Genomic DNA, 23,320 nt, shown 5'->3' on the forward strand with positions numbered 1-23,320 from the left:
TTCCCCGTCCTCAATCGTAAAGGCAATCGCGCAGCTGAATCAGCCCGCGTTGCGTTTCTTCACGTGGTGCCACCAAAGCCACTCGAATATACTCTTTGCCGGGGTTATGGCCCCCGGCCTCTCTCGACAAATACGCCCCCGGCAAGACACGCACGCCGGTTTGCTGCCAAAGTTTCAGCGCAGCCTCTTCGCCGTCCTCAACAGGCAGCCAAAGGAAAAAGCCACCGCCGGGGGCTTGATAGCCCTGCATGCCGGAAAAGATCTGCTCTGCATCGGCGAATTTCTCTTGGTAAAGCGCGCGGCTGGCGGTGACATGCGCCTCATCATTCCAGACCGCCTCGGCCACCTTTTGCAAGGGCAATGGCAAGGGCGCACCGGCAAAAGCGCGCAGCTGGCGGATGCGGGCCATCGTCTCGACGCCAGCGGCCACAAAGCCAGAGCGTAGCCCCGGCAGGTTCGAACGCTTCGAGAGCGAATGGAAGGTCACCACCCGTTCTGGGTCCGCGCCAACCTCTTGCGCCACTTCGAGAATCCCTGCGGGCGGTGCCTCGCGCCAAATCTCGGAATAGCATTCATCGGCGAAAATCTTGAAGTCGTGCTTCTCGGCCAAAGCCAAAAGCTCGGCCAGATATTCGCGCGAAGCAACCGCGCCCTGCGGGTTCGAGGGCGAGCAGATATAGGCCACAGCAACGCGATCCAGCACCTCCGCCGGAAGCCCCGCGTAATCGGGCAGGAAACCGGTCGAGGCCCCTGCGGGCACATAGACCGGCTCGGCCCCAATCGCCAAAGCGGCAACGGCATAGACCTGATAGAAAGGGTTCGGGACCAAAATGGCCGGAATTTTGCCGCGCTTTTGCTCGGGGCAGACCGCAACCAGCGCGTTGAACAGACCCTCGCGCGTGCCGTTCAGCACCATCAACCGGTTCTCGGCCACATCGACCCGGTAGCGCCGCGCGATCCAACCCGAAATCGCCGCCAGCAAGGCCGGAGTGCCGTCATTCGGTGGATAGACCGAAAAACCCGAGAGATTCTCGGCCAAGATTCGGCCGACGAATTCGGGCATCGGATGCCGAGGCTCTCCGATGGTCATAGAAATTTGTTCGCCGCCCGGAGCGTGCGCGTCCAGAAGTTTCCGCAAGCGCGGAAACGCGTAATCTGGCAGGTTCGAAAACCGCTCAGGAAATGCCATGACTGCCTCAGATGCCGGGATCGTGAATGCCCCGGTTTGGTTCAGATTAGCGCCAGCGATTGCGATGGTCCAGTTTTTCCCAGCCGTCACTTGGGGTTGGAGCGCAAAATTGTGGCTTTTATGTTTGCCGCCTTGTGAGGGTGCTTCTCAGCCCCGCCTGTCCGCCCTACCCGGCTTGGGTTGCGTCAAATAAGCAAGGGCGGGAAAGGCTCAAACCCTTCCCGCCCTTGATAGAAAGTCATCGCTCACCGGCGTGCCGGAGAGATCAGATCTCGTATTGCAGCAGGCGGTCGCCCTGATCGTCTTTGATGTAAGACGGCAGACCGATCGTGTTCAAAAGGTTGATGAAGGGCCGCGGGTCCAGCTCTTCCACGTTGACCATCTGACCGACATCCCAGACGCCCTCGGCCACCAAGATCGCGGCGGCAACGGCAGGCACGCCAGCGGTATAGCTGATGCCTTGGCTGCCGACTTCCTCATAGGCCTCTTTATGGTCAGCCGAGTTGTAGATCATCACCTCAACCGGTTTGCCGTCTTTCTCGCCCTTCACGAAGTCAGCGATCAGGGTCTTGCCGGTATAGCCGGGGGCCAAAGTAGCCGGATCGGGCAGCACGGCTTTCACCACCTTCAGCGGCACCACTTCCAAACCTTCGGCGGTGACAACGGGTTGCTCGGACAAAAGGCCAAGGTTTTTCAACACGGTGAAGACGTTGATGTAATGCTCACCAAAGCCCATCCAGAAGCGCACATCGGCATCCGGATAGTTGGCCGAGAGCGAATGCACCTCATCATGGCCCGAGAGATAGGCTTTCGAGGGGCCGACGATGGGCAAATCCCAAGTCTTGCCGATCTCGAACATGGCGTTTTCTTGCCACTTGCCGCCCTGCCACGAATAGACCGTGCCGGTGAATTCGCGGAAGTTGATCTCGGGGTCGAAGTTGGTGGCAAAATACTTGCCGTGGCTGCCTGCATTGATGTCGACAATGTCGATCGAATGGACCTTGTCCATCATATCGGCGGCCGCCCGCGCCCAAACGTTCACCACGCCCGGATCAAAGCCGATGCCCAGAATCGCCGTCACGCCCGCCGCTTTGGTGGCGTCGCGCTTTTTCCATTCGTAATTGCCATACCACGGCGGGATCTCGCAGATCTTCGACGGGTCTTCATGGATCGCGGTGTCCATATAGGCGACGCCGGTCTCGATGCAGGCATCAAGCACAGTCATATTCACGAAGGGCGAGCCGACGTTGATGACGATCTGCACGCCGATGTCGCGGATCAGCGCCGCCACAGCGGCTGTGTCCATCGCGTCCAAAGCATGGGCTTTGAAAACCCCAGCGACTTTCATCGCGGATTTTTCATGCACCGAGGCAATCACCGCCTCGGCCTTGGCCAAGGTGCGGCTTGCAATGTGCAAATCGCCCAATTTATCGTTGTTTTGCGCAGCCTTATGCGCAACCACTTGTGCTACGCCACCGGCGCCGATGATGAGAACATTCCGTTTCAAGGAATACCGCCTCCACGAGTTATAGGTGAAAGGGGAGACTGCCTGTTAACCCAGGCTGTCCCGGTAATCGGCATAGCCGAATTCGCGCACGACCGTCTCGGAACCATCCAGTTCCTTGATCACGATGGACGGCATTTTCACACCGTTGAACCAGTTTTTCTTAACCATCGTGTAACCGGCGGCATCAGCGATCGAGAGACGATCGCCAATTTGTAGGGGCTGGGCGAAGTTGAACTCGCCATAGACATCACCTGCGAGGCAGGATTTGCCACAGACCATATAGGGGTGGTCGCCTTCGGTCTCGATCTTGCCCGAGATGCGGTAGATCAAGAGGTCCAGCATATGCGCCTCGACCGAAGAATCGACGATGGCAAGGTCTTTGCCATTGTTGAGCACGTCGAGCACCGTCACCTCAAGGCTGGCGCATTGGGTGATCGCGGCCTCGCCGGGCTCCAGATAGACTTGGACGCCGAACTTCTCTTGGAAGGCTTTCAGACGCGCGGCCAGCTTTTGGACCGGATAGCCCTCGCCGGTGAAATGGATGCCACCGCCAAGGCTGACCCATTTCAGCCGGTGCAGAAGATCGCCGAATTCTTCCTCGATTCGCGCCAACTGCCGGTCGAAGAGGTCGAAGTCGCCGTTCTCGCAATTGTAATGGATCATGAAGCCAGAGATTCGGCCCATCACCGTTTCAATCTTCGTCTTGTCCCATTCACCGAGCCGCGAGAAGGGCCGCGCCGGATCGGCAAGGTCAAAGCCCGAGGTCGAGAACCGCGGGTTCAGCCGCAGACCACGCTCGATATGCGCCGAGGCATTGTCGAACCGCTCCAACTGGCTGATCGAGTTGAAGATGATCTTATCGGCGTAAGAGACCGCCTCTTCGATCTCATGATCGGACCAACCCACCGAATAGGCGTGGGTTTCTTTACCGAACTTCTCGCGGCCCAAACGCAACTCGTAAAGCGAGGACGAGGTGGTGCCGTCCATATGCTGCGACATCTGGTCGAACACGCCCCAAGTCGCAAAGCACTTCAGCGCCAGTAGCGTTTTCACGCCCGAGGCTGCACGCAGCTCGTCCATCACAGCCATGTTCTTGGCCAGTTTTGCGCGGTCGATGAGGTAGTAGGGCGTCTGGTTCATCGCATCCCCCCAGTTAAGAAGAAGAAACGGCCAAACGGCCAGGAAGGGCGCCCCTTTACGGGGGGGAACCGCCGGGTGCAAGCCAAGAATCCGTGTGCGAGTGCTGTTACCCTACAGCAAACGCCAATGTCGCACCGTCACGGAGGAAAAAGTAAGGAGCCGGACATGCGATCCGGCCCCTTACTGCAGGTTTTAACCTTAGCGCATCGCGCGTTCGGCCGCAGCGCCCAGCCGCAAAAGCCGCCCTTCGCCAAAGGCTGGCCCGACAAGGGAGACACCGCAGGACGGCTGCGAGGTCGGCAGGGTCAGCGCGCAAACGCCCATCAAATTGCCCACCCGCGTGTTGCGCAGCGCCAGCAGGTTCTCGGTCACATAATAATCCTGATCGGACATGAGCCGTTCGAGATTGGGCGGCAGAATCGGCGCTGTCGGCATGATCACCGCATCAAACCCGCTGACGCGCGCCGCCCATTCTTCGCGCAGCCGCTCCAACCGCCGCCAATCGGCAACATAATCGGCCGCGTTCATATCAGCGCCCGAGCGGAACCGCTCAAGAATGCGGGGGAACATCACCGAAGGGTTGGCCTCGATCACATCGCGCCAAATGCTGTAAGCCTCGGCGGTGAAAAGCCGTCCCGCAAGGCCCATCGACTCAGGAACTTCGGGCGCAGAGATATGCTCGATCTTTGCCCCCGCGCGGGCCAGCCGCTGGCAGGCATCCTCAAAGGCCTTCGCCGGCGCCTCGCGCAGATCATCGAGCACCACTGTGTCCAAGATCGCCAGCCGCACGCCCGACAGATCCGCACCTTCCAGATCCACCGCTTGGCCACCCTGCAACATCCCAAGCAGCAGCGCGCAATCCTCAACCGAATGCGCCAAGGGGCCGATGGTGTCGAAGCGCTCGCACAAAGGCACCACGCCTTTGTTGGGCAAAAGCCCATGCGTGGTCTTTAGACCCACAAGGTCATTCCAAGCCGCCGGGATCCGCACCGAACCGCCAGTGTCCGAGCCGATCGCCGCTGGCGCCAGCCCAAAGGCCACCGAAGCCGCCGCCCCCGAAGAAGAGCCTCCGGGCACCGCCGCCTCGTCATTCAGACAGGGCGGCGTGCCCATCACCGGGTTGAGCCCGATGCCGGAAAACGCCAGTTCTGACATATGCGTCTTGCCCAAGCAGACCGAACCGGCCAGCGTGGACCGCGTCAAAACCTCGGCATCCTGCGCAGGCGTACGGTCGCGCAACAGCGCCGAGCCCGCCTCGGTCACAATGCCGGCGGTGTCGAAAAGGTCTTTCCAGCTGACCGGAACGCCATCCAAAAGCCCCTTACGAAAGCCCTTTTGCGCCCGCGAGGCTGCGGCGATCGCCTCGGCCCGCGCCCGCACTGGGGTTGCGCGGGCATAGATCCGCTCGGTCAAAGGATGCGAGGCGATCCGGTCCAGATAGGCCTCGGTCAGCTCAACCGGGTTGATCTTACCCTTGCCAATTTCGCGCCCCAGATCGGCCGCTGTCATATGGAACCAAGTCCCGCTCATTTTCGCCCCTCACTCTGCATTGGCGCGAGGCTAATCCCTGCGCGTCGCATGGACAATGGCCCCCAGAGGACCTAGGTCTAGGGGATGGAATATGATGCTGATATCCTGATCGCAGGCGGCGGGCTGAACGGCCCCGCTTTGGCGCTGGCCTTGGCGCAAGGCGGCCTTAAGGTCACCGTGATCGACGCGCGCCCGGCGGCTAGCCGCGCGGTTGCGGGCTTTGACGGCCGCGCCTATGCCCTTGCCATTGCATCAAAACGCCTGCTGCAAGGCATTAGCGTCTGGCCTCGGGTGGCCGAGAAGAGCCAACCGATGCGGCAGATCCGCACCTCGGATGGCCATGCAGGGGCGGGCGCCTCGATCTTCCATCTGTGTTTTGATTCCGATGAGATCGAAGAAGGCCCGATGGGCTTTATGCTCGAGGACCGCTTCCTTTACAGCGCCTTCCTTGACGCTATGGCCGAGACCCCCGGCATCACGCTTCTCTCGGGCGAGACGGTGGTGGCGCAAGAGGTGGATGACACCGGCGTCAGCGTCACATTGGCCTCGGGCCGACAGCTGACGGGTCGGCTTTTGGTCGGCTGCGACGGGCGCAATTCCGGCGTCGCTTTGCGCGCCCGGATCCGCCGGCAAGGCTGGGGCTATGGCCAAACCGCGCTGGTCACCGCCATCCAGCATGAGCGGGACCACGAGGGCGTCGCGCATCAATTCTTCATGCCCTCCGGCCCCTTGGCGATCCTGCCTTTGCCGGGCGGGCATCATTCCAGCATTGTCTGGGCCGAGACCGAGGCCCAAGCCCGCGCGATCCAAGCCCTGCCAGATGCCGAATATCTGCAAGCTCTGCGCCCGCGATTTGGTGATTTCTTGGGCGAGATCTCCCTTGCCGGAACCCGCTTCACCTATCCTTTGTCGCTCTCTTTGGCCGAGCGTTTCGTGGCCCCGCGCGTCGCTTTGGTCGGCGATGCCGCGCATGGCGTGCATCCGATTGCCGGGCAGGGGCTGAACCTTGGCCTGCGCGATGTCGCCGCTTTGGCCGAGGTGCTGATCTTGGCCAAACGGCGCGGCGAGGATATCGGCTCGGCGGTGGCGCTTGAGGAATATCAAAGCTGGCGCCGCTTTGATGCCACCGCACTCGCCTTGGGGATGGACGGGGTCAACCGGCTCTTTTCCAACGACAACCCGCTGCTGCGGCTCGGCCGCGACCTTGGTATGGGGCTGGTCAACGCCCTCCCCGGCCTGCGCCGCAACTTCATTCGTCAGGCCGCCGGCTTGCAAGGAGAGCTGCCGCGCCTTTTGGCCGGTAAGCCAATCTAACGCGCCCGCCCCTCTTTCAGAACATAAATATCCCGGGGGTGAATTGGCCCTATCAGGGCCAAGAGGGGGCTGGCCCCCTCCCCTTCCCCGGAAAAAGCGCGCTCAGTCCAAAGCCCGCGCTTCCGAGACCAGCATCACCGGAATGCCATTGCGCACCGGAAAGGCCAGATTGGCGGCTTTCGAGATCAGCTCCTGACGCTCTGCATCCCAGCTCAGCACCGCATGGGTCACCGGGCAGACCAAGGCCTCCAGCATCCGCCGATCCGCGATCACATCTTCCGTCATTGCACAATATCCTCGGCATCTCCGCCCAATAGGGCAAATTCAATCAATGTTTGCAGCGTCTTGCGCCGCGAAGTTAGGTCTGGCGCTTCCAGCAAGGCCTGACGGTCCTCGGGCGAAAACGGCGCCATCTGCGACAGAGCGTTGATCAACATCTCTGGCTCGGCGCCGCGCAGACTGTCCCAATCCGCCGTCACGCCTCGAGAGGCGAAATAGCGCGCCAGCAGCGCCATAAAGCCCTCGCGCTCAAAACCCGGATCACTTTCCGCCGCCCCGGTGTCACGCTCATAGCCCGACCAATCGACCGCACACCGCCGATAGGGGGCAAACCCGTCGACATCACCCAGAATGCGAAAACGACTGATACCCTGCAGCGTCACCATGTAACGCCCGTCATCGGTCTCGGCAAAACTCACCAGCCGTCCGGCACAGCCCACCGCTTGCAAAGCCTCATCCCCTCCGGCCGCGCGGGGCTGCACCATGCCGATCAGACGAGCCGGGGTCTTCATGCAATCCTCGATCATCGCCAGATAGCGCGGCTCAAAGATATGCAGCGGCAGCCGGGCGCGCGGCAGCAGCAACGCTCCGGACAGCGGAAAGACCGCAAGGGTCTGCGGAAGATCACCAATACGCATCATCGGCCAAGGCTAGGGAGGGCTTGCAAACCAAGCAACTCCAAGAGGGAAAACACGGGCCGCACCGGCAAGTTACGGCCCGGCCAGTGACAGACGCCTTTAAGCGAAGATCATCGAAGAGAGCTTGCGACGGCCCTTCAGCACGATCGGATCTTGCGGCTTCAGCGCATCGAAGATGGTGAAAAGCTGGGCGCGGGCCGCACCCTCGTTCCATTCACGGTCACGCCGGAACAGCTCCAACAGCTGGTCCACCGCCTCATCAACCTTACCGGCGGCATTCAGCGCCACGGCCAAATCAAAGCGCGCTTGGTGATCCTGCGGATCGGCATCGACGGCGGCCTGCAACTCGGCCTCGGGGCCAGCATTCGCGGCTTGGCGCGCCAGATCCAACTGGGCCCGCGCGGCCTCCAACTCTTTGGCTTTGGCAATCGCAGCCGGGGCGGCGGCAAGCAAAGCCTCGGCCTCATCCAGCGCGCCCGAGGCGATCTGGCTGCGGGCAAGCCCGCCATAAGCCAAAGCATTCTCAGGCTCTTCACCCAAGATCGCGGCAAAGGTCTCGATCGCATCGGCGACTTCGCCCTGCTCGAGCATCTCTTCGGCGGCGGCAATCGCCTCACCCAAGCCATCGTCGCCGCCCAAAGCGGTCAGTTTGTCGATGAAGGCTTTGATCTCCGAGGCGGGCAAAGCACCTTGGAACCCGTCCACCGGCTGGCCTTGCCAGAAGGCATAGACCGTCGGGATCGACTGGATGCGCATCTGCGCCGCGATGCCTTGGTTCTTATCAACGTCAATCTTGGCCAGACGCACCTTGCCCTTGGCCGCCGTCACCGCCGCTTCCAAAGCCGGGCCAAGCGTCTTGCAGGGGCCGCACCACGTTGCCCAGAAATCCACAATGATCGGCACCTCGCGCGAGGCTTCGATCACATCGACCATGAAGCTGGCCTCGGTCACGTCCATGATTACAGGAACGGCCGGAGCTGCGGGTTTCTCGCCAAGACCAAGCATATCGTCCTCATTCGTCGGGTGTCGTCAGGTTCGCGGTTTATATGCGCTTTCCATGCGCAATCGCCAAGGGGCGTCAGCCCATTGCGGCGCATTCGGCATGGGCCGGGCAGCTCAGCATATGGTCGTTGACCATGCCCACCGCCTGCATAAAGGCATAGGTGATGGTCGGGCCGCAGAACTTGAAGCCCTTGGACTTCAGGGCCTTGGACATGGCCACTGAGATCTCGGTCTGGGTTGGCACCTGCGAGGGGCTTTGCAACCTTGTCTGCAAGGGCTTGCCGCCGACGAAGGACCACAGGAAGGGTGAAAAGCCCTGCTCTGCCTCGATCTTTAGATAGGCTTGCGCCGAGGCGATGGTGCCCTCGATCTTACCACGATGGCGAATGATGCCGGGATCGGCCAACAGGCGCAGCACTTCCGCCTCGCCCCAAGTGGCAATTTCCTCGGGGTGAAAGCCGCGAAAGGCAGCGCGAAAGTTTTCGCGTTTGCGCAGGATGGTGATCCAAGAAAGCCCAGCTTGGAAACCATCAAGGATCAGCTTTTCCCATAAAGCGCGGCCATCCCATTCAGGCCGCCCCCAGTCGGTGTCGTGGTAATGGACGTAAAGCGGATCAGTGCCGCACCAGCTGCAACGCGTCATGATTGGCCTTTGCGTCAAATTGGCGGGATTTAAACCAGTGTGAGGGGAGCAATCGTCGAAATCTTCACCCAAGCTTTACCGCCCTAGGCCGAAGCTGTCACGCGATGCTGCGGTTCAGGAATGGGGTGCAGGAATGGGCGTAATGGCAGGTCCCTTGGGGAACGCAGCTTTGGTTGAGCCGGAACTGGCCAGCCCCTTGGCCTGCGCTCTGTCGTCGATGGAGCGTGAGGTGCTGACCACCGTCCGCACCGCTCTGTCGCAGCGGCGGATGCGTCTTGCCTATCAACCAGCGGTCTATGCCGCAGACCCTTCGATCATCGGCTTCTACGAAGGCTATATCCGGCTTTTGGACGCGCAAGACCGGGTGATCCCGGCGCGGGACTTTATGCCCGTGGTTGAGATGCAAGAGCTGGGCCGTGAGATTGACCTCGCGGCGCTGCAATTGGGGCTTCAGACCTTACAAGAGCACCCCGGCATCCGCGTGGCGGTGAATATGTCCGCGCGTTCCGTGGGTTATGCCCCATGGACGCAGCTGCTGTGGCGATCTCTGCTCAACCACCCCGGCATCGGGCGCGGGTTGATCCTTGAGATCAGCGAGGCCACGGCTGTGCAGATGCCCGATGTGCTGATCCCTTTCATGAATGAACTGCGCCCCCAAGGCATTGCCTTTACTTTGGACGATTATGCGGCGGGGGCCACCTCGCTACAGCTTCTGGCCGCTTTTCGCTTTGACATTGCCAAGCTGGACGGCCGCTTTGTGCGCGGGATCGACCGCTACGCCGGTCATCAAAAGATCCTGCGTGGCGCCATCGCCTTGGCGCAAGAGTTTGGCATGTTCCTCACCGCTGAATCCGTCGAAACCCATGCCGAAGCGGAATGGCTGCGGGACCAAGGTGTGGGTTGCCTGCAAGGCTTTTTCTTCGGAGCGCCAGATGTTTCTCCCGATTTCGCCGCCTTCTTGGCCGCCCGCCTCTCGGCCGACCGCGCGCTGGACCGCCGATGATGGGTGTTTACGCTGCACTGCCGCGTAACTTTCTTGCGAAAACGTGGGATAAGTCCTAATTCCAAAGCGGGGCGCGGTGGGCGCGGCTCGACCTGAGGAAAGGCATCATATGACCAATGTCGTAATTGTCGCGGCCGGCCGCACCGCGGTGGGGAGTTTCAACGGTTCCTTCGCCAATACCCCGGCGCATGATCTGGGCGCAGCCGTCATCGAAGGCGTGATCGCCCGCGCGGGCATCGACAAGGCCGAGGTTGAAGAAACCATTCTTGGTCAGGTGCTTACCGCAGGTCAGGGTCAGAACCCGGCGCGTCAGGCCCATATCAAAGCCGGCCTTTCCAAAGAAGCCAGCGCTTGGTCGCTGAACCAAGTGTGCGGCTCGGGACTGCGCGCCGTCGCTTTGGGCGCTCAGCATGTCCAACTTGGGGATTCTCGGATTCTGATCGCCGGCGGTCAGGAATCGATGTCGCTCTCGCCCCATGTCGCGCATCTGCGCGCGGGCCAGAAAATGGGCGATATGAACTTCATCGACTCGATGATCCGCGACGGTCTTTGGGACGCCTTCAACGGCTATCACATGGGCCAAACCGCTGAGAACGTTGCCAATCAATGGCAGATCTCGCGCGAGATGCAGGACGAATTCGCCCTTGCCAGCCAGAACAAGGCCGAGGCCGCGCAGAAGGCCGGCAAGTTCAAGGATGAGATCATCCCCTTCACGGTGAAAACCCGTAAGGGCGATATTGTGGTCGATGCTGATGAGTACATCCGTCACGGCGCCACGCTGGAATCGATGCAAAAGCTGCGCCCGGCCTTCACCAAAGACGGCTCGGTCACCGCGGCCAATGCCTCGGGGATCAATGACGGTGCCGCTGCGGTTTTGCTGATGTCGGAAGAAGAAGCGGCCAAGCGCGGCCTGCCGGTTCTGGCCCGCATCGCCTCTTACGCCACCGCCGGGCTTGACCCGTCGATCATGGGCGTCGGTCCGATCTTCGCCAGCCGCAAGGCTTTGGACAAGGCCGGCTGGAAGGTCGGCGATCTCGATCTCGTGGAGGCGAATGAGGCCTTTGCCGCCCAAGCCTGCGCTGTGAACAAGGACATGGGTTGGGATCCGTCGATCGTGAACGTGAACGGCGGCGCCATTGCCATCGGTCACCCGATCGGCGCTTCGGGCGCACGGGTGCTGAACACGCTCATCTTCGAGATGCAGCGCTCGGGCAAGAAGAAGGGTCTGGCCACGCTTTGCATCGGCGGCGGCATGGGCGTTGCAATGTGCCTTGAGCGCGGCTGATCGCCGGCAAATCTGGATAAAATTTCATCAATTGGAAATCAGGCGCGCAATAATGTTGCGCGCCTGATTGCTTTTGGATAACAGGATTTCAAGAATAGGGGAAATTAACAACGGGTTAGGGAGAATCAGATGGCTAGGGTGGCATTGGTCACAGGCGGCACGCGCGGCATCGGCGCGGCGATTTCAGTGGCGCTGAAGGCTGCGGGTTACAAGGTTGCGGCGAATTACGCCGGAAACGAAGAAGCAGCGGCAGCATTCACCAAAGAAACCGGCATTCCGACCTATAAATGGTCGGTGGCAGAGTACGACGCCTGCGCTGCCGGCATCGCACAAGTCGAGGCGGACCTTGGACCGATCGACGTTCTGGTCAACAATGCCGGCATCACCCGCGATGCTATGTTCCACAAGATGACCCCCGGCCAGTGGAAAGAGGTCATCGACACCAACCTCAGCGGTCTTTTCAACATGACGCATCCTTTGTGGTCCGGCATGCGCGACCGCAAATTTGGCCGCGTGATCAGCATTTCTTCGATCAATGGCCAAAAGGGTCAGGCCGGTCAGGCCAATTACTCGGCTGCAAAGGCGGGCGACCTTGGTTTCACCAAAGCCTTGGCCCAAGAGGGCGCGCGGGCCGGCATCACCGTCAACGCGATCTGCCCGGGCTATATCGGCACCGAGATGGTGCGTGCGATTGATGAAAAAGTGCTGAATGAGCGCATCATCCCGCAGATCCCGGTCGGCCGCCTGGGCGAGCCGGAAGAGATCGCGCGCTGCGTCGTCTTTCTGGCCGCCGATGACGCGGGCTTCATCACCGGGGCCACGATCACCGCGAATGGCGGACAATACGTGGCATAAATCCCCTCGCGCACAACATCTTACAAGGCCCGCCCCTGTGGCGGGCCTTTCCCGATGGTGCCTCTCTTGCTACAGCAATGGCAGTTCAGGAGAGTTACATGACCCGCGCCAAGGCCACTGCCATCGGTTTCACCGCCATTCTGATGTGGGCGCTGTTGGCGCTGCTGACCATCCAATCGAGCCCGGTGCCGCCGCTGCTCTTGAACGCGATATGCTTTGGTCTGGGCGGCATCATCGGTCTGATCTGGACAGCGCGGAAGGGCTTCTCGATCCTGCGCGCGGTGTCGTGGAAGGTCTATGCCTTTGGCACGATTGGCCTTTTCGGCTATCACTTCCTTTACTTCACCGCTTTCCGGATCTCCCCCTCAGCCGAGACCGGGTTGATCGCCTATCTCTGGCCGCTCTTCATCGTGCTCGTCTCGGGCCTTTTGCCGGGCGAGAAACTGACCGCACAGCATATCATCGGCGCGCTTTTGGCCTTCGCCGGGGCGGCGCTGATCATTCTGGCCAAAGACAGCAGCGGTGCAGGCAACGCCTTGGGTTTCCTCTTGGCCTTTGCCTGCGCCATCACTTGGACCGCCTATTCGGTGCTGTCGCGCCGCATGGGCGATGTGCCGACCGAGGCGGTGACGGTGTTCTGTCTGGCCACCGCGCTGCTGTCGGCGGCCGCACATCTGAGCTTTGAAGAGACGGTCTGGCCGGCGGGCACCACTGGCTGGCTGGCGGTGCTGCTTTTGGGTATCGGCCCGGTGGGCGCGGCCTTCTTCACTTGGGATATCGGGATGAAAAAGGGCGACATTCAGCTTCTGGGCGTCGCGTCATATGCGGCGCCGTTGTTGTCAACGCTGGTGCTGGTCGCGGCGGGCATCTCGGCCGCGTCTTGGTCCATCTTGCTTGCCGCCCTGCTGATCGCGGGCGGGGCGGCAATTGCGGCCCGCAAAGCGCGGGCCTGACGCGCGGCCTGCGGCACAAAGGGGAGGATGGTGCAGGTCTTCCCCTAACACGCAAGCCTGTCGCCTTTATTGAGACAGGCGCGTAATCTCTTCTTTCAGCTTCATTTTTTGCTTTTTCCACTCGGCGACCTTCAGGTCATCCGACGCGGGGCTGCGTTGCGCATCCTCGACCATGGTGGAAAGATTTTGGTGCTTGCGGCGCAGTTCCTGCAAGTGAGAAGCCAGCGACATGTCCTACCTCCTGTGTTGTAGCTGCCACCTCAACAGTGCAGCACGGAAGCTGAGTCGTGTCATCTGATATTCATGAGAGCCGGCAGAAAGGGTGCCGCGCTCAGGCAAAGAGCGGCAAGATATCGCCGCCGTCGCGCAGCACCGCATTCGCCTGTGGCGTATAGCTCTCGCGGTCGCCACTATGCGCGGGCCCTTGATGGATCACGAAGGGCGCCAGCAGCCGAAAGGCACCCCGCCCGCCTTTGCGCGCGCGCAAGATCACTCGCAAAGGCGCGCGCCCCTCACGCGCGGCCAAGGGCAGCACCGCGGCCGTGCCCATCTTTGGCGCCAAAGCCGAAAGGAGATCGGGCAGGCTATCCGCCCCTGCGATCAACGTCAGACAGCCGCCCGGAGCCAGCCGCCGCGCCGCCGCTTCGACCCAAGTCGACAGCGGCAGGCTGACCTGCAAAGCCGTGGCGCGATCCGGTTGCGGTGAGCGCGTCCCCCCCGGCGGATACCAAGGCGGATTGGCGATCACATGGTCAAAGTCCCGCCGTAGCGCTTTCGGCATCTCGGTCAGGTCACCCTCGACCACCTCAACCGCAACACCATTGCGCGCGGCATTGCGGCGAGCAAGCTCGGCATAGGCCGGTTGCAGCTCAAGCCCGGCATGGTGCAATGCCGGCACACGCGCCGCCAAGCAAAGCGTTGCCGCCCCCGCCCCACAGCCCAGATCCAGCACAGATTGGCCCGAAACTGCGGGACAAGCCGCCGCCAAAAGCACCGCATCCGTCGCTGCGCGGTAGCCCGTCGCAGGCTGAAAAAGCCGCAGCTTGCCGCAGAGAAATTTGTCGTCTGTCAGCTGATCATCAAGGAATATCACGCGCTTGGCTCAATCCCATTGTCCCGGCAGGTGGCTCTGGCGATGAAAAGATCGCGCTCCGCCACCATAAGCCTTTGCGGCAAAAAACCCAAAGAGCCATCAAGGATGCTCATGTGGACGTCGAGGGCGAAGGAAGTTATACCCTCCCCGTCGAGAAGGGCCTGAGCGAAAGCGATCACAGTAGGGTCGTTGGTGCGCAAGAGTTCCTTCATATTACAGGAAATAGCCGTGCCTGCGCCATGGGGCAAGGCCGTGGAAGGATCGCGGATGAACGCTCAGCCAGACAAACCTCAAGCCGGGCCAGAAGTGCGTATTGCCGCGCATTTGGCTGAGGATATGGCTGCGGTAAATGCGCTGATCCGCGACCGCATGGCCTCGGAACACGCGCCGCGTATCCCCGAGGTGACGGCGCATTTGATCGAAGCTGGCGGCAAGCGTCTGCGGCCGATGCTGACCTTGGCCGCGGCGCGGATCTGTGGCTATGAGGGCAACGATCACCAAAAGCTGGCGGCAACGGTGGAGTTCATCCACACCGCCACGTTGCTGCATGATGATGTGGTTGACGAAAGCGAGCGGCGGCGCGGGCGGCCCACAGCCAACCTTCTGTGGGACAACAAGTCGTCGGTTCTGGTCGGCGATTATCTTTTCGCGCGCAGTTTCCAGTTGATGGTCGAGACCGGCTCTTTGCGGGTCTTGGACATCTTGGCCAATGCCTCGGCCGTCATTGCCGAGGGCGAGGTTTTGCAACTGACCGCAGCGCAGGATCTGGGCACGACGGAAGAGATCTATCTGAAGGTCATCCGTGGCAAAACTGCTGCTCTCTTCTCGGCCGCGACCGAGGCGGGCGCGGTGATCTCGGGCGCGCCCGAGGCGCAGATCCGCGCGCTTTATGATTATGGCGATGCTTTGGGGATCGCCTTCCAGATCGCCGATGATCTGTTGGATTACGGCGGCTCGGCGGCGGCGATTGGCAAGAACACCGGCGATGATTTCCGCGAGCGGAAGTTGACGCTGCCGCTGATCAAAGCGGTGGCCGCAGCTGACGCGGAAGAGCGCGCCTTCTGGCAACGGGTGATCGAAAAAGGTGACCAGCGCGAGGGCGATCTTGAGCAGGCTTTGGCGCTGATGACCAAGCATGGCGCTTTGACAGCCGCGCGGGATGATGCTTTGGCTTGGTCGGACAAGGCCCGAAAATCGCTTGAGATTTTGCCCGAGCATCCTTTGCGCGACCTGCTCTCAGAGCTTGCCGCTTATGTGGTCAGCCGGATCAACTGAGCATCTGGCCCGCCGCCACCCACCACGCGGGGTGGCGGGCCGCCAATGCTGCCCGGGCGGTATCGGCTTTGGCCTGATCCTTAAAGAGCCCAAAGCAGGTGGCACCCGAGCCTGACATCCGTGCCAAAGCGCAGCCCGACTGGGCTTCGAGCGCAGCAAGGCAATCTTCGATCACGGGCTGAAGGGCGATCGCTGGGGCTTGCAGGTCATTGCGCTGCGCGGCCAGCCAATCGGCAAGCGCATGGCAATCGCGCCATTCCGGCAGATCCGAAAGCGGCGCATTGTCCTTGCGGCCAAGCGCGCGGAAGATTTCGGGGGTCGAGACTCCGACACCCGGGTTCACCAGCACCAGCCAAGCCGACGGCAGGGAGACAGGCGTCAGCACCTCGCCCACGCCTTGCATCCTTGTGGCCCGGCCTGAAAGGCACACCGGCACATCCGCGCCAAGCGCCAAGACCTGCGCAGGCTCAGGCAAGGTCCGGCCCATCCGCGCCATTGCCCGCAAGACCGCCGCCGCGTCGGCCGATCCGCCGCCGATGCCCGAGGCGATGGGCAGGTGCTTTTCCAAGCCAATGCTCACGCCGCCGCCCATAGCCTCGGCCGCACGCAGGCAAAGATTATCCGGCATAGGTGCAAGCTGTGCGGCTTGCGGACCGGTGATCTTCAGCCCCTGCCCCGCCGTGACCGTCACACGGTCGCCGATATCGGCAAAGCACACCAAAGAATCCAAAAGGTGATAGCCATCAGCCCTTTGCCCGGTCACATGCAGGCAAAGGTTAATCTTCGCAGCGGCGAATTCGGTCTCAGCCGCCATGCGTTGTGGCAGCCTCGGGTTGCGCCTCCACCGGGGCCGAGGCCTCTGCCGCCATCACCTGATCCAAGCCGATCTCAAGCTTCTTGCGGATGCGCTCTGCATCCTTTTCAGTCGGGCTGAAGGAAAGCGCACGGTGCCATTGGAATTCGGCCTCACGCTTGCGGCCCACCATCCAATAGACATCGCCCAAATGGTCGGTCACCACCGGATCGCTGGGCTCAAGCAGCGAGGCCTTTTCCATTGGCTTCAAGGCCTCATCATAGCGGCCCAACCGGAAATAGGCCCAAGCGAGGCTGTCGATGATATAGCCCGACTCCGGCTCGGCTTTGACGGCCTTTTCGATGAGAGACAAAGCCTCTTCCAGGTTGATCCCGCGATCGACCATCGAATAGCCAAGGTAGTTCAGCACCTGCGGCTGGCCGGGGCGCAGCTCTAAAGCGCGGCGAAAATCGGCTTCGGTCTTCGGCCAATCCTTCAGCTGCTCATGGCAAACGCCCCGGCTGAAGAAAAGGCTCCAATGCATCGGCTGAACGTCGTCCACCAATGCCAAAGCGGCATCATAGGCGGCAACCGCATCGGCGCAGCGATCCTCACGCCGCAAGATATCGGCGTAAGAGCTGTGCACCACCACCAGATCCGAGTGACTTTCCGTCAGCCCCTGTAAAGCCGCAACCGCAGCCTCTTTATCGCCCGCGGCATAAAGCGCATCGGCCCGGCCAATCTCGGCCGAGTAAAACACCGGCTGATCGGGCGAGATTTGGGCATAGGTCTCGACCGCAAGGTTATACTGGCCCAACTCTTCCAGCGACTGCGCCGTCATCAGCAGAGCATCGGCATTGGTCGGGTCAAGGAAATTGGCGATGCGGCTGTGGATCAGCACATAGGAGGGATCGGCATCGCTGCGCAAAAGCGCGGCAATGGTGAAGAAGGCCTCGGCCAGACCGGATTTCGCCCCCGTGACGACATCAAAGGGCAGCGTCTCGCCGGTTTGCAGACTGGCGCGCAAGGCGTCGAGCATTGGCTCAGGCTCCGTGCCGAAAGCCTGAGCCAACAGCGCCAACGCATCCTCATTGCGCTCAAGCTGGCTTAGGATCTGCACGCGCGCGATCACGCCGCGCCGGTTGAGGTTCAGCTTGCCCTGCGCCGAACCCGACAGAATCGCATCGGCGCCCTCAAAGTCGCCCGCAACCGCCAAAGCCAAAGCTTTGTGGTAAAGCCCGATCGCCTCAAGGCCGCGCTTTGAGGCAAGCGCATCGAAATCCTTCAGCGCTTCCGAGACCTTACCATCGCCAAAGCGCGACCAGCCGACGATCAGCTCATCAAGAACCGGGCCAACCTGCCGCCCATCCGCTTTGGCCTGCAAAAGGCCCGCCCAGTCTTCCGCACCAATCTGCAACGCATCTTGCACGAAGGCGGCCAGCTGCACATCCTCCATCGGGCCTGCGGCAAGGGCATCGGCCAAGGGCCCCGCGCGTTCGAATTCGCCCAAGGCCAGAACGGCGTAAAGCCCGCCCTCGATCAAAGCCAGATTGCCGGGGTCAAGTTGCAGCGCCACGTCATACCAATAGGCGGCTTCGCGGAAATCCGTCTCCGCCTCGGCCACCCGCGCGGCAAGATAGGCACCAGCAAGGCCCTGCGCTGCGGGCACCACCACCGTCTCGGCGGTGATCTCACGATCAGCGGTCGTGGGCTCCGCCTCGGCCGAACCGGCGCTTGGCAGAGCCAAGGCAAGAACCGCCGTCAGCGCGGCAGCAAGAGCGGGGCGAGAGCTGGAGGACATAGCCGGCCTTTTTCACGAAACGTGTTTCGCCCAAGGCTATCCGCGCGACAGCGGAAGGGCAACGTGTTGCAAGAGGGGCCAAAGCGGCCAGGCCCCTGACAGTTGCGTGAAGGGGCAGCGAAACGCTGCCCCTTCGGTCGTTCTTACATATTGGGGTAGTTCGGACCGCCACCGCCCATCGGCGTCGTCCAGTTGATGTTCTGGCTGGGGTCTTTGATGTCGCAGGTTTTGCAATGGACGCAGTTTTGGAAGTTGATGCGGAAGGATGCATCTGCGCCTTCGCCCAAAACCTCGTAAACGCCTGCCGGGCAGTAGCGCTGTGCCGGTTCGTTATAAAGCGGCAGGTTGACGCCGATCGGGATCGAAGGATCCTTCAGCTTCAGGTGCGCGGGCTGGCTCTCATCATGGTTGGTGAAAGAGAAGGCCACGTTGGTCAGACGGTCAAAGCTCAGCTTCCCATCGGGCTTCGGATAGTCGATCACTTTGTAATCGGCGGCCTTGCCGGTCGAAGCCGCATCGGTCTTGCCATGTTTCAGCGTGCCGAAAATCGTCATGCCAAAGGTGTTCATCCACATGTCGATGCCGCCGCCCATCAAGCTGGCGACCAGACCGAATTTCGACCAGAGCGGTTTGACGTTGCGGACCTTTTTCAGGTCTTTGCCAATCGCGCCGCCGCGAACCTCGGCTTCGTAATCATTGAGCTCATCGCCCATCCGGCCCGCTTTGATCGCGGCATGCGCGGCCTCAGCGGCAGCTTTGCCCGAGAGCATGGCGTTGTGGTTGCCCTTGATGCGCGGCACGTTGACCATGCCAACCGAACAGCCCAGCATTGCGACGCCCGGTGCGACCATCTTCGGCATCGACTGATAGCCGCCTTCCGAGATCGCCCGCGCGCCGTAAGCCACGCGTTTGCCGCCTTCCAGAAGCTCGGCCACCATCGGATGGTGCTTGAAGCGCTGGAATTCCATATACGGATAGAGGTGGGGGTTTTTGTAGTTCAGGTGAACCACAAAGCCGACGTAAACCTGATTGTTCTCAAGGTGGTAGATGAAGCTACCGCCGCCCGCGTTCGAGCCAAGCGGCCAGCCCATCGTATGGGTGACGGTGCCCAGCTTGTGCTTCTTGGGATCGATCTCCCAGATCTCTTTCATGCCAAGGCCGAACTTCTGCGGCTCATGACCTTCCGAGAGGTTGTATTTCGCGATGACTTCCTTGGCCAAAGAGCCACGCACGCCTTCCGACAGGAAGACATACTTGCCGCGCAACTCCATGCCCGGCTCATAAGACGGACCCGGCTCGCCGGTGGTGGCATCAAGGCCAAACTCGCCCGCAACGACGCCGGCCACGCGGTCGCCATCATAGACCAACTCCGAGCAAGACATGCCGGGGAAGATCTCAACGCCAAGCCCTTCGGCCACGCCCGCCATCCAACGGCAGACATTCGCCATCGAGACGATGTAATTGCCATGGTTGTTCATCAAAGGCGGCATCGGGAAGTTCGGGATCTTCACCTTGCCCGCCGGCCCGAGGATGTAGAAGTTATCCTCTTTCACCTCGGTTTTGATCGGCGCGTTCATATTGCGCCAGTCGGGCAGCAAAGCGTCGAGACCCGCAGGATCCAGCACCGCACCCGAAAGGATATGCGCGCCGACCTCTGAACCCTTTTCCAGCACGACCACCGACATATCGGGGTCCAATTGTTTCAGCCGGATCGCGGCGGATAGGCCTGAAGGCCCCGCTCCGACGATGACGACATCATATTCCATGCTCTCGCGCTGGACCTGGCTCATGGCTTAATTTCCGCTTCCCGCTGGTTCCCCGCAGCTAGTTGCCCGATGGTCATGCCAAGGTCAACCTTAACGCAACATCAGATCGCCATCTTGCTGCCGTAAGGAAACATTCTTGCCAGCAGGCAAGAGCCTGCCCAATTCTTCGGCATTGCCGCTTGCAATTCTTGCCCTCATGCGCTGATCTGGTCATGAGCAGACACGAAGACATGGTCCGGGAAAACCCCCAGACCATGTCTTCTCTTTTGACTGGTGGACGTTATGGAAAAGATCCCGATGACCCGGCGCGGTTTTGACGCGCTGGATGAAGAACTCAAGCAATTGAAAACCGAGGCGCGGCCTGCGGTGATCCGGGATATTGCCGAAGCCCGCGCGCATGGCGATCTGTCGGAGAATGCCGAATACCATGCCGCCCGCGAAAAGCAGGGCTTCATTGAAGGTCGGATCAAAGAGATCGAAGGGCTGATGTCGCTGGCCGAAGTGGTGGATCCGTCGAAATTCTCGGGCGCGATCAAATTTGGCGCGACGGTTGTCTTGCTGGATGAAGATTCGGAAGAAGAAAAGACCTTCCAAATCGTCGGCGAGGTCGAAGCGAATATCGAAGCCGGGTTGCTCAACATCCGCTCGCCGATCGCACGCGCCTTGATCGGCAAGGAAGAGGGTGACAGCGTTGATGTCGCCACGCCGGGCGGTCAACGCTCGTATGAAATCCTTTCGGTGCGCTATATCTAAATATGGCCCGCGATCCCGCGCCATTGCCCCGCTCTAAAGGCCTCACCGCCGAGGCCCCTTCGGCACAGCCTTCTCGGCTGATCGAGGGGGTTGCGACGGGGATGTCTCTGGTCTGGGTGATTGCGGTTCTGAGTTACATTTTTACCTCGCCCCCCGGAGATGATGTGAAGACTTTGGGACTGGTGATGACCCTGTTGATTGTGTTCCTGCCGCTGGCTCTGATCTGGGTGGCGGTGATTACCCTGCGCTCGGTGCGCGATCTGCGCGCCGAGGCGGCCCGACTGCAGGCCTCGGTCGATGCGATGCGCAGCTCTTATGTGCAGGCCTCGGGGCAGATGCAGCCGCAGGGGGTGTCGCCTGAGGTTGAGAAGAAGCTGGAAGAGATCGCCGCCGCCACCCGGCAGGCCGAAAGCGTTTTGGCCACGTTCTCCAGCCGTCGCGACACAGCGCTGAGCGTGCCTTCCGCCGATCGCAAAGCCGCAATGGCCCCGCCGCGCCCTGAGCCCGAGGCAGAAGAGCCGCGGCTGGCGCTTGGCACTCCGCCCGAAGATATGCGGGCCCCGCTGGATCTGGGTGACTTCGTGCGGGCGCTGAACTTCCCCGAAAGCCCCGATGACAAAGAGGGGTTTCGCGCCCTACGCATGGCGCTGGAAGACCGCTCGGTCGCCAAGCTGATCCGTTCGGCGCAGGATGTGCTGACTTTGCTGAGCCAAGAGGGCATCTATATGGATGACCTTAAGCCCGAAATGGCGCATCCCGATGTCTGGCGGCGCTTTGCCGCTGGGGAGCGTGGCCGTTCGGTGGCCACTTTGGGCGGCATCCGCGACCGATCTTCCTTGGCGCTGACTTCGGCGCGGATGCGTGAAGACACGATCTTCCGCGATGCCGCGCATCACTTCCTGCGCACCTTCGATCGCAACTTCACCGCGTTTGAACAAAATGCCAGCGATGCCGAGCTGGTCGATCTGGCTGACACCCGCACCGCCCGCGCCTTCATGCTGATCGGTCGTGTCGCCGGGGTATTCGACTAACGCCCTAAAGCGGCCGGAGCATGGTGGTGGCCGCTTTGAACCCAAAGACCAAGCCCAAAAGCCCAAGTCTATCGGTGCGTCCCACCACAAAACCTTGCCGCTCATATAACGCCTTGGCGCGCCAATTGCTGTCGATCACCTCAAGCCGGATCGAGGCATACCCCCGCGCTTGGCCCTCTTGGCACAGCGCCTCAAGCAGCGCGGTGCCAATGCCCTGCCCCCGCGCCGCGCGGGTGACGGCGATCCCATCGATCAGGAAGTTCTCGTTATCAACCTCATGCGCCAAAAGCCAAAGCGCAAACCCGCGCCAGCGCGCGCCGAACCAGCCGTAGACCGCTTGCATCTGGGCAGAAGTGCCATTCACAAAGCCGCCCTCAGGCGTTTTGAACCCCGCAACGCCCAGCACGCGACCCGAAGGATCGATGGCAACGCAGCAATGATCCGGTCGCATGATCTGCGTGATGTAGCGTAAGGCGCGCGCATCGGGTCCAAAGACCTTGCCGAGCTTGCCGCCAAAGGCCTCCCAATAAAGCGCGGCCACGGTGGCGCGCTGATCCTCGGGGAAGCCTTTCGTGATCTGGATCATCGCAGGGCCCCGCCCAGTTGGGCATCGTCCTGCAAGACACTGGCCAGCAGCGCAGGATCGTTGCAGCCAAGGATCCAGCCCTCTTCCGCCGCCTCGGCCGGGCAGTCGAGCAAAGGCGCCAAGGCCTCTTGCTGCGAGAGCCTCCACAAAGCTTGGGCCATCAGCCGCACCTGCGCCTGATCGCGCGGCAGGTTGCGACGGTTCGCCTCGATCGCCACGGGGCCGGCGATCAGCGAGGGGTAAACCTCGGCCAGAACCACCCGCGCCTCTGAGAGTGTCTCGGGCGGATCGAAGGGCCAAACGGCCGTGCCGGGCAAGCTGGCAAGTCGGTGGATCATCGGCAGGCCGAGCAAGGTTTGCGAGCCGACAGAGCCCGGATTGAACAGCATCCAAGGCGATTTCGCGCCCGGGGTCAGGCTTTCGGCGATGCGAAATTCGGCCAAGCCCAAGGCGTCATAAGCAATGCCATGACGGCGCGGCGGCAGGCCGGGCCAATCCTGTTCGGTCGGGTGGCTCCAAAATGGGCCGGGGCCTTCGGGGAATAGCGCATTGATGCTTTGCGCCACGGAAAAGCGGTTGTTGCGGTTGTCGGGCGCATCCTCAACCACCTCGGCCAGCCAGCGCCAGATCGCGCGCGGGTCGGCACTGCCGGTCAGCTTCTCGGCAAAGCCAGCAGGGTAAGCCATTGAGAAATCAAAGCCAATCAAGAGCCGCTGGCCTTCGGCCATCTCGATCAGCGTCATCAGTTGCTCTTCGGCGCTGGCACGGGTGCGGTGATGCCACTCGGCCCCGCCCTCGGCATCATGACAACCCAGCCAAATCGCATTCGAGCGATTGATCGCCGAGGTCGGCAGATTCGCCGCCGACCAATCAGCCATGATCAC

The 23,320-nt window shown here is 61.5% G+C and carries 24 protein-coding genes; 8 read left to right on the forward strand and 16 right to left on the reverse strand.

Annotated features, from left to right (window positions below; genetic code table 11):
- Nucleotides 1-10: 10 nt before the first annotated feature.
- The 4 genes from Q9295_RS07865 to Q9295_RS07880 form a co-directional block, all read right to left on the reverse strand.
- On the reverse strand, nt 11-1,189 hold the full coding sequence (locus Q9295_RS07865) for an aminotransferase class I/II-fold pyridoxal phosphate-dependent enzyme (protein ID WP_306679985.1): 1,179 nt from the start codon (nt 1,187-1,189) through the stop codon (nt 11-13).
- A gap of 265 nt (nt 1,190-1,454) precedes the next feature.
- On the reverse strand, nt 1,455-2,696 hold the full coding sequence (locus Q9295_RS07870; protein ID WP_306679986.1) for a saccharopine dehydrogenase family protein: 1,242 nt from the start codon (nt 2,694-2,696) through the stop codon (nt 1,455-1,457).
- A 45-nt stretch (nt 2,697-2,741) separates the two neighbouring features.
- Nucleotides 2,742-3,836 carry a carboxynorspermidine decarboxylase gene (nspC, locus tag Q9295_RS07875; RefSeq protein WP_306679987.1) on the reverse strand — a complete coding sequence of 365 codons (1,095 nt, stop codon included), beginning with the start codon at nt 3,834-3,836 and terminating at the stop codon, nt 2,742-2,744.
- Nucleotides 3,837-4,034: 198 nt separating this feature from the next.
- Nucleotides 4,035-5,366 (reverse strand): amidase, encoded by a 1,332-nt coding sequence (locus Q9295_RS07880; protein ID WP_306679988.1) that lies wholly within the window; start codon nt 5,364-5,366, stop codon nt 4,035-4,037.
- Between the two features lie 84 nt (nt 5,367-5,450).
- Here Q9295_RS07880 and Q9295_RS07885 point away from each other — a divergent pair, with 84 nt between their 5' ends.
- The gene (locus Q9295_RS07885; RefSeq protein WP_306679989.1) at nt 5,451-6,680 is read left to right on the forward strand and encodes a UbiH/UbiF/VisC/COQ6 family ubiquinone biosynthesis hydroxylase; all 1,230 of its coding nucleotides are present in this window, start codon (nt 5,451-5,453) and stop codon (nt 6,678-6,680) included.
- Nucleotides 6,681-6,782: 102 nt separating this feature from the next.
- Here Q9295_RS07885 and Q9295_RS07890 read toward each other — a convergent pair whose 3' ends face one another.
- The 4 genes from Q9295_RS07890 to Q9295_RS07905 form a co-directional block, all read right to left on the reverse strand.
- Nucleotides 6,783-6,965 carry a Trm112 family protein gene (locus tag Q9295_RS07890; RefSeq protein WP_306679990.1) on the reverse strand — a complete coding sequence of 61 codons (183 nt, stop codon included), beginning with the start codon at nt 6,963-6,965 and terminating at the stop codon, nt 6,783-6,785.
- Entirely contained in the window at nt 6,962-7,600 is a 639-nt protein-coding gene (locus Q9295_RS07895; RefSeq protein WP_306679991.1) for an LON peptidase substrate-binding domain-containing protein, read from the reverse strand. Before Q9295_RS07895 ends, Q9295_RS07890 begins: the two co-directional genes overlap by 4 nt.
- A gap of 96 nt (nt 7,601-7,696) precedes the next feature.
- Nucleotides 7,697-8,602: a thioredoxin gene (gene trxA, locus Q9295_RS07900; protein ID WP_306679992.1), complete on the reverse strand. Its 906-nt coding sequence runs from the start codon at nt 8,600-8,602 to the stop codon at nt 7,697-7,699.
- Between the two features lie 73 nt (nt 8,603-8,675).
- Nucleotides 8,676-9,242, reverse strand: coding sequence for a DNA-3-methyladenine glycosylase I (locus Q9295_RS07905; RefSeq protein ID WP_306679993.1), 567 nt, complete (start codon nt 9,240-9,242; stop codon nt 8,676-8,678).
- A 142-nt stretch (nt 9,243-9,384) separates the two neighbouring features.
- On the opposite strand from Q9295_RS07905, the gene Q9295_RS07910 reads away from it, so the two are divergent.
- The 4 genes from Q9295_RS07910 (at nt 9,385) to yddG (ending at nt 13,338) form a co-directional block, all read left to right on the forward strand.
- Nucleotides 9,385-10,245: an EAL domain-containing protein gene (locus tag Q9295_RS07910; RefSeq protein ID WP_306679994.1), complete on the forward strand. Its 861-nt coding sequence runs from the start codon at nt 9,385-9,387 to the stop codon at nt 10,243-10,245.
- Between the two features lie 109 nt (nt 10,246-10,354).
- Entirely contained in the window at nt 10,355-11,530 is a 1,176-nt protein-coding gene (locus Q9295_RS07915) for an acetyl-CoA C-acetyltransferase (protein WP_306679995.1), read from the forward strand.
- 129 nt (nt 11,531-11,659) lie between these two features.
- Nucleotides 11,660-12,385: an acetoacetyl-CoA reductase gene (gene phbB, locus Q9295_RS07920; RefSeq protein ID WP_306679996.1), complete on the forward strand. Its 726-nt coding sequence runs from the start codon at nt 11,660-11,662 to the stop codon at nt 12,383-12,385.
- Nucleotides 12,386-12,483: 98 nt separating this feature from the next.
- The gene (yddG, locus tag Q9295_RS07925; RefSeq protein ID WP_306679997.1) at nt 12,484-13,338 is read left to right on the forward strand and encodes an aromatic amino acid exporter YddG; all 855 of its coding nucleotides are present in this window, start codon (nt 12,484-12,486) and stop codon (nt 13,336-13,338) included.
- Between the two features lie 66 nt (nt 13,339-13,404).
- Here the strand turns inward: yddG and Q9295_RS07930 are convergent, their stop codons facing one another.
- From Q9295_RS07930 to Q9295_RS07940, 3 genes are all read right to left on the reverse strand, one after another.
- Nucleotides 13,405-13,569: a YdcH family protein gene (locus tag Q9295_RS07930; protein WP_306679998.1), complete on the reverse strand. Its 165-nt coding sequence runs from the start codon at nt 13,567-13,569 to the stop codon at nt 13,405-13,407.
- Between the two features lie 100 nt (nt 13,570-13,669).
- On the reverse strand, nt 13,670-14,428 hold the full coding sequence (locus tag Q9295_RS07935; RefSeq protein WP_306680094.1) for a tRNA1(Val) (adenine(37)-N6)-methyltransferase: 759 nt from the start codon (nt 14,426-14,428) through the stop codon (nt 13,670-13,672).
- Nucleotides 14,428-14,643 carry a putative signal transducing protein gene (locus Q9295_RS07940; RefSeq protein WP_306679999.1) on the reverse strand — a complete coding sequence of 72 codons (216 nt, stop codon included), beginning with the start codon at nt 14,641-14,643 and terminating at the stop codon, nt 14,428-14,430. The genes Q9295_RS07935 and Q9295_RS07940 overlap by 1 nt, the downstream gene beginning before the upstream one ends.
- Nucleotides 14,644-14,698: 55 nt before the next feature.
- On the opposite strand from Q9295_RS07940, the gene Q9295_RS07945 reads away from it, so the two are divergent.
- Nucleotides 14,699-15,706, forward strand: a complete 1,008-nt coding sequence (locus Q9295_RS07945) for a polyprenyl synthetase family protein (RefSeq protein ID WP_306680000.1) — start codon at nt 14,699-14,701, stop codon at nt 15,704-15,706.
- Here the strand turns inward: Q9295_RS07945 and Q9295_RS07950 are convergent.
- The 3 genes from Q9295_RS07950 to Q9295_RS07960 all read right to left on the reverse strand — a co-directional run bounded on the left by Q9295_RS07950 (nt 15,699) and on the right by Q9295_RS07960 (nt 20,090).
- Nucleotides 15,699-16,520 carry a 4-(cytidine 5'-diphospho)-2-C-methyl-D-erythritol kinase gene (locus Q9295_RS07950; RefSeq protein WP_306680001.1) on the reverse strand — a complete coding sequence of 274 codons (822 nt, stop codon included), beginning with the start codon at nt 16,518-16,520 and terminating at the stop codon, nt 15,699-15,701. The two genes, Q9295_RS07945 and Q9295_RS07950, sit on opposite strands and share 8 nt — an antisense overlap.
- A complete protein-coding gene (locus Q9295_RS07955; RefSeq protein ID WP_306680002.1) occupies nt 16,510-18,300 on the reverse strand; it encodes a tetratricopeptide repeat protein in 1,791 nt (596 codons plus the stop codon). The genes Q9295_RS07950 and Q9295_RS07955 overlap by 11 nt, the downstream gene beginning before the upstream one ends.
- Nucleotides 18,301-18,443: 143 nt before the next feature.
- Complete coding sequence (locus Q9295_RS07960; protein ID WP_306680003.1) at nt 18,444-20,090, reverse strand: electron transfer flavoprotein-ubiquinone oxidoreductase; 1,647 nt, start codon at nt 20,088-20,090, stop codon at nt 18,444-18,446.
- 258 nt (nt 20,091-20,348) lie between these two features.
- On the opposite strand from Q9295_RS07960, the gene greA reads away from it, so the two are divergent.
- Complete coding sequence (greA, locus tag Q9295_RS07965) at nt 20,349-20,819, forward strand: transcription elongation factor GreA (protein WP_306680004.1); 471 nt, start codon at nt 20,349-20,351, stop codon at nt 20,817-20,819.
- Between the two features lie 2 nt (nt 20,820-20,821).
- Nucleotides 20,822-21,850 carry a hypothetical protein gene (locus Q9295_RS07970; protein ID WP_306680005.1) on the forward strand — a complete coding sequence of 343 codons (1,029 nt, stop codon included), beginning with the start codon at nt 20,822-20,824 and terminating at the stop codon, nt 21,848-21,850.
- Nucleotides 21,851-21,854: 4 nt separating this feature from the next.
- Here the strand turns inward: Q9295_RS07970 and Q9295_RS07975 are convergent, their stop codons facing one another.
- Both Q9295_RS07975 and Q9295_RS07980 read right to left on the reverse strand, forming a co-directional pair.
- On the reverse strand, nt 21,855-22,436 hold the full coding sequence (locus Q9295_RS07975; RefSeq protein WP_306680006.1) for a GNAT family N-acetyltransferase: 582 nt from the start codon (nt 22,434-22,436) through the stop codon (nt 21,855-21,857).
- Entirely contained in the window at nt 22,433-23,314 is an 882-nt protein-coding gene (locus Q9295_RS07980; RefSeq protein ID WP_306680007.1) for a molybdopterin guanine dinucleotide synthesis, read from the reverse strand. Before Q9295_RS07980 ends, Q9295_RS07975 begins: the two co-directional genes overlap by 4 nt.
- Nucleotides 23,315-23,320 lie beyond the last annotated feature (6 nt).

The organism is Pseudogemmobacter lacusdianii (assembly GCF_030848395.1).
GTDB classification, from domain to species: domain Bacteria; phylum Pseudomonadota; class Alphaproteobacteria; order Rhodobacterales; family Rhodobacteraceae; genus Pseudogemmobacter; species Pseudogemmobacter lacusdianii.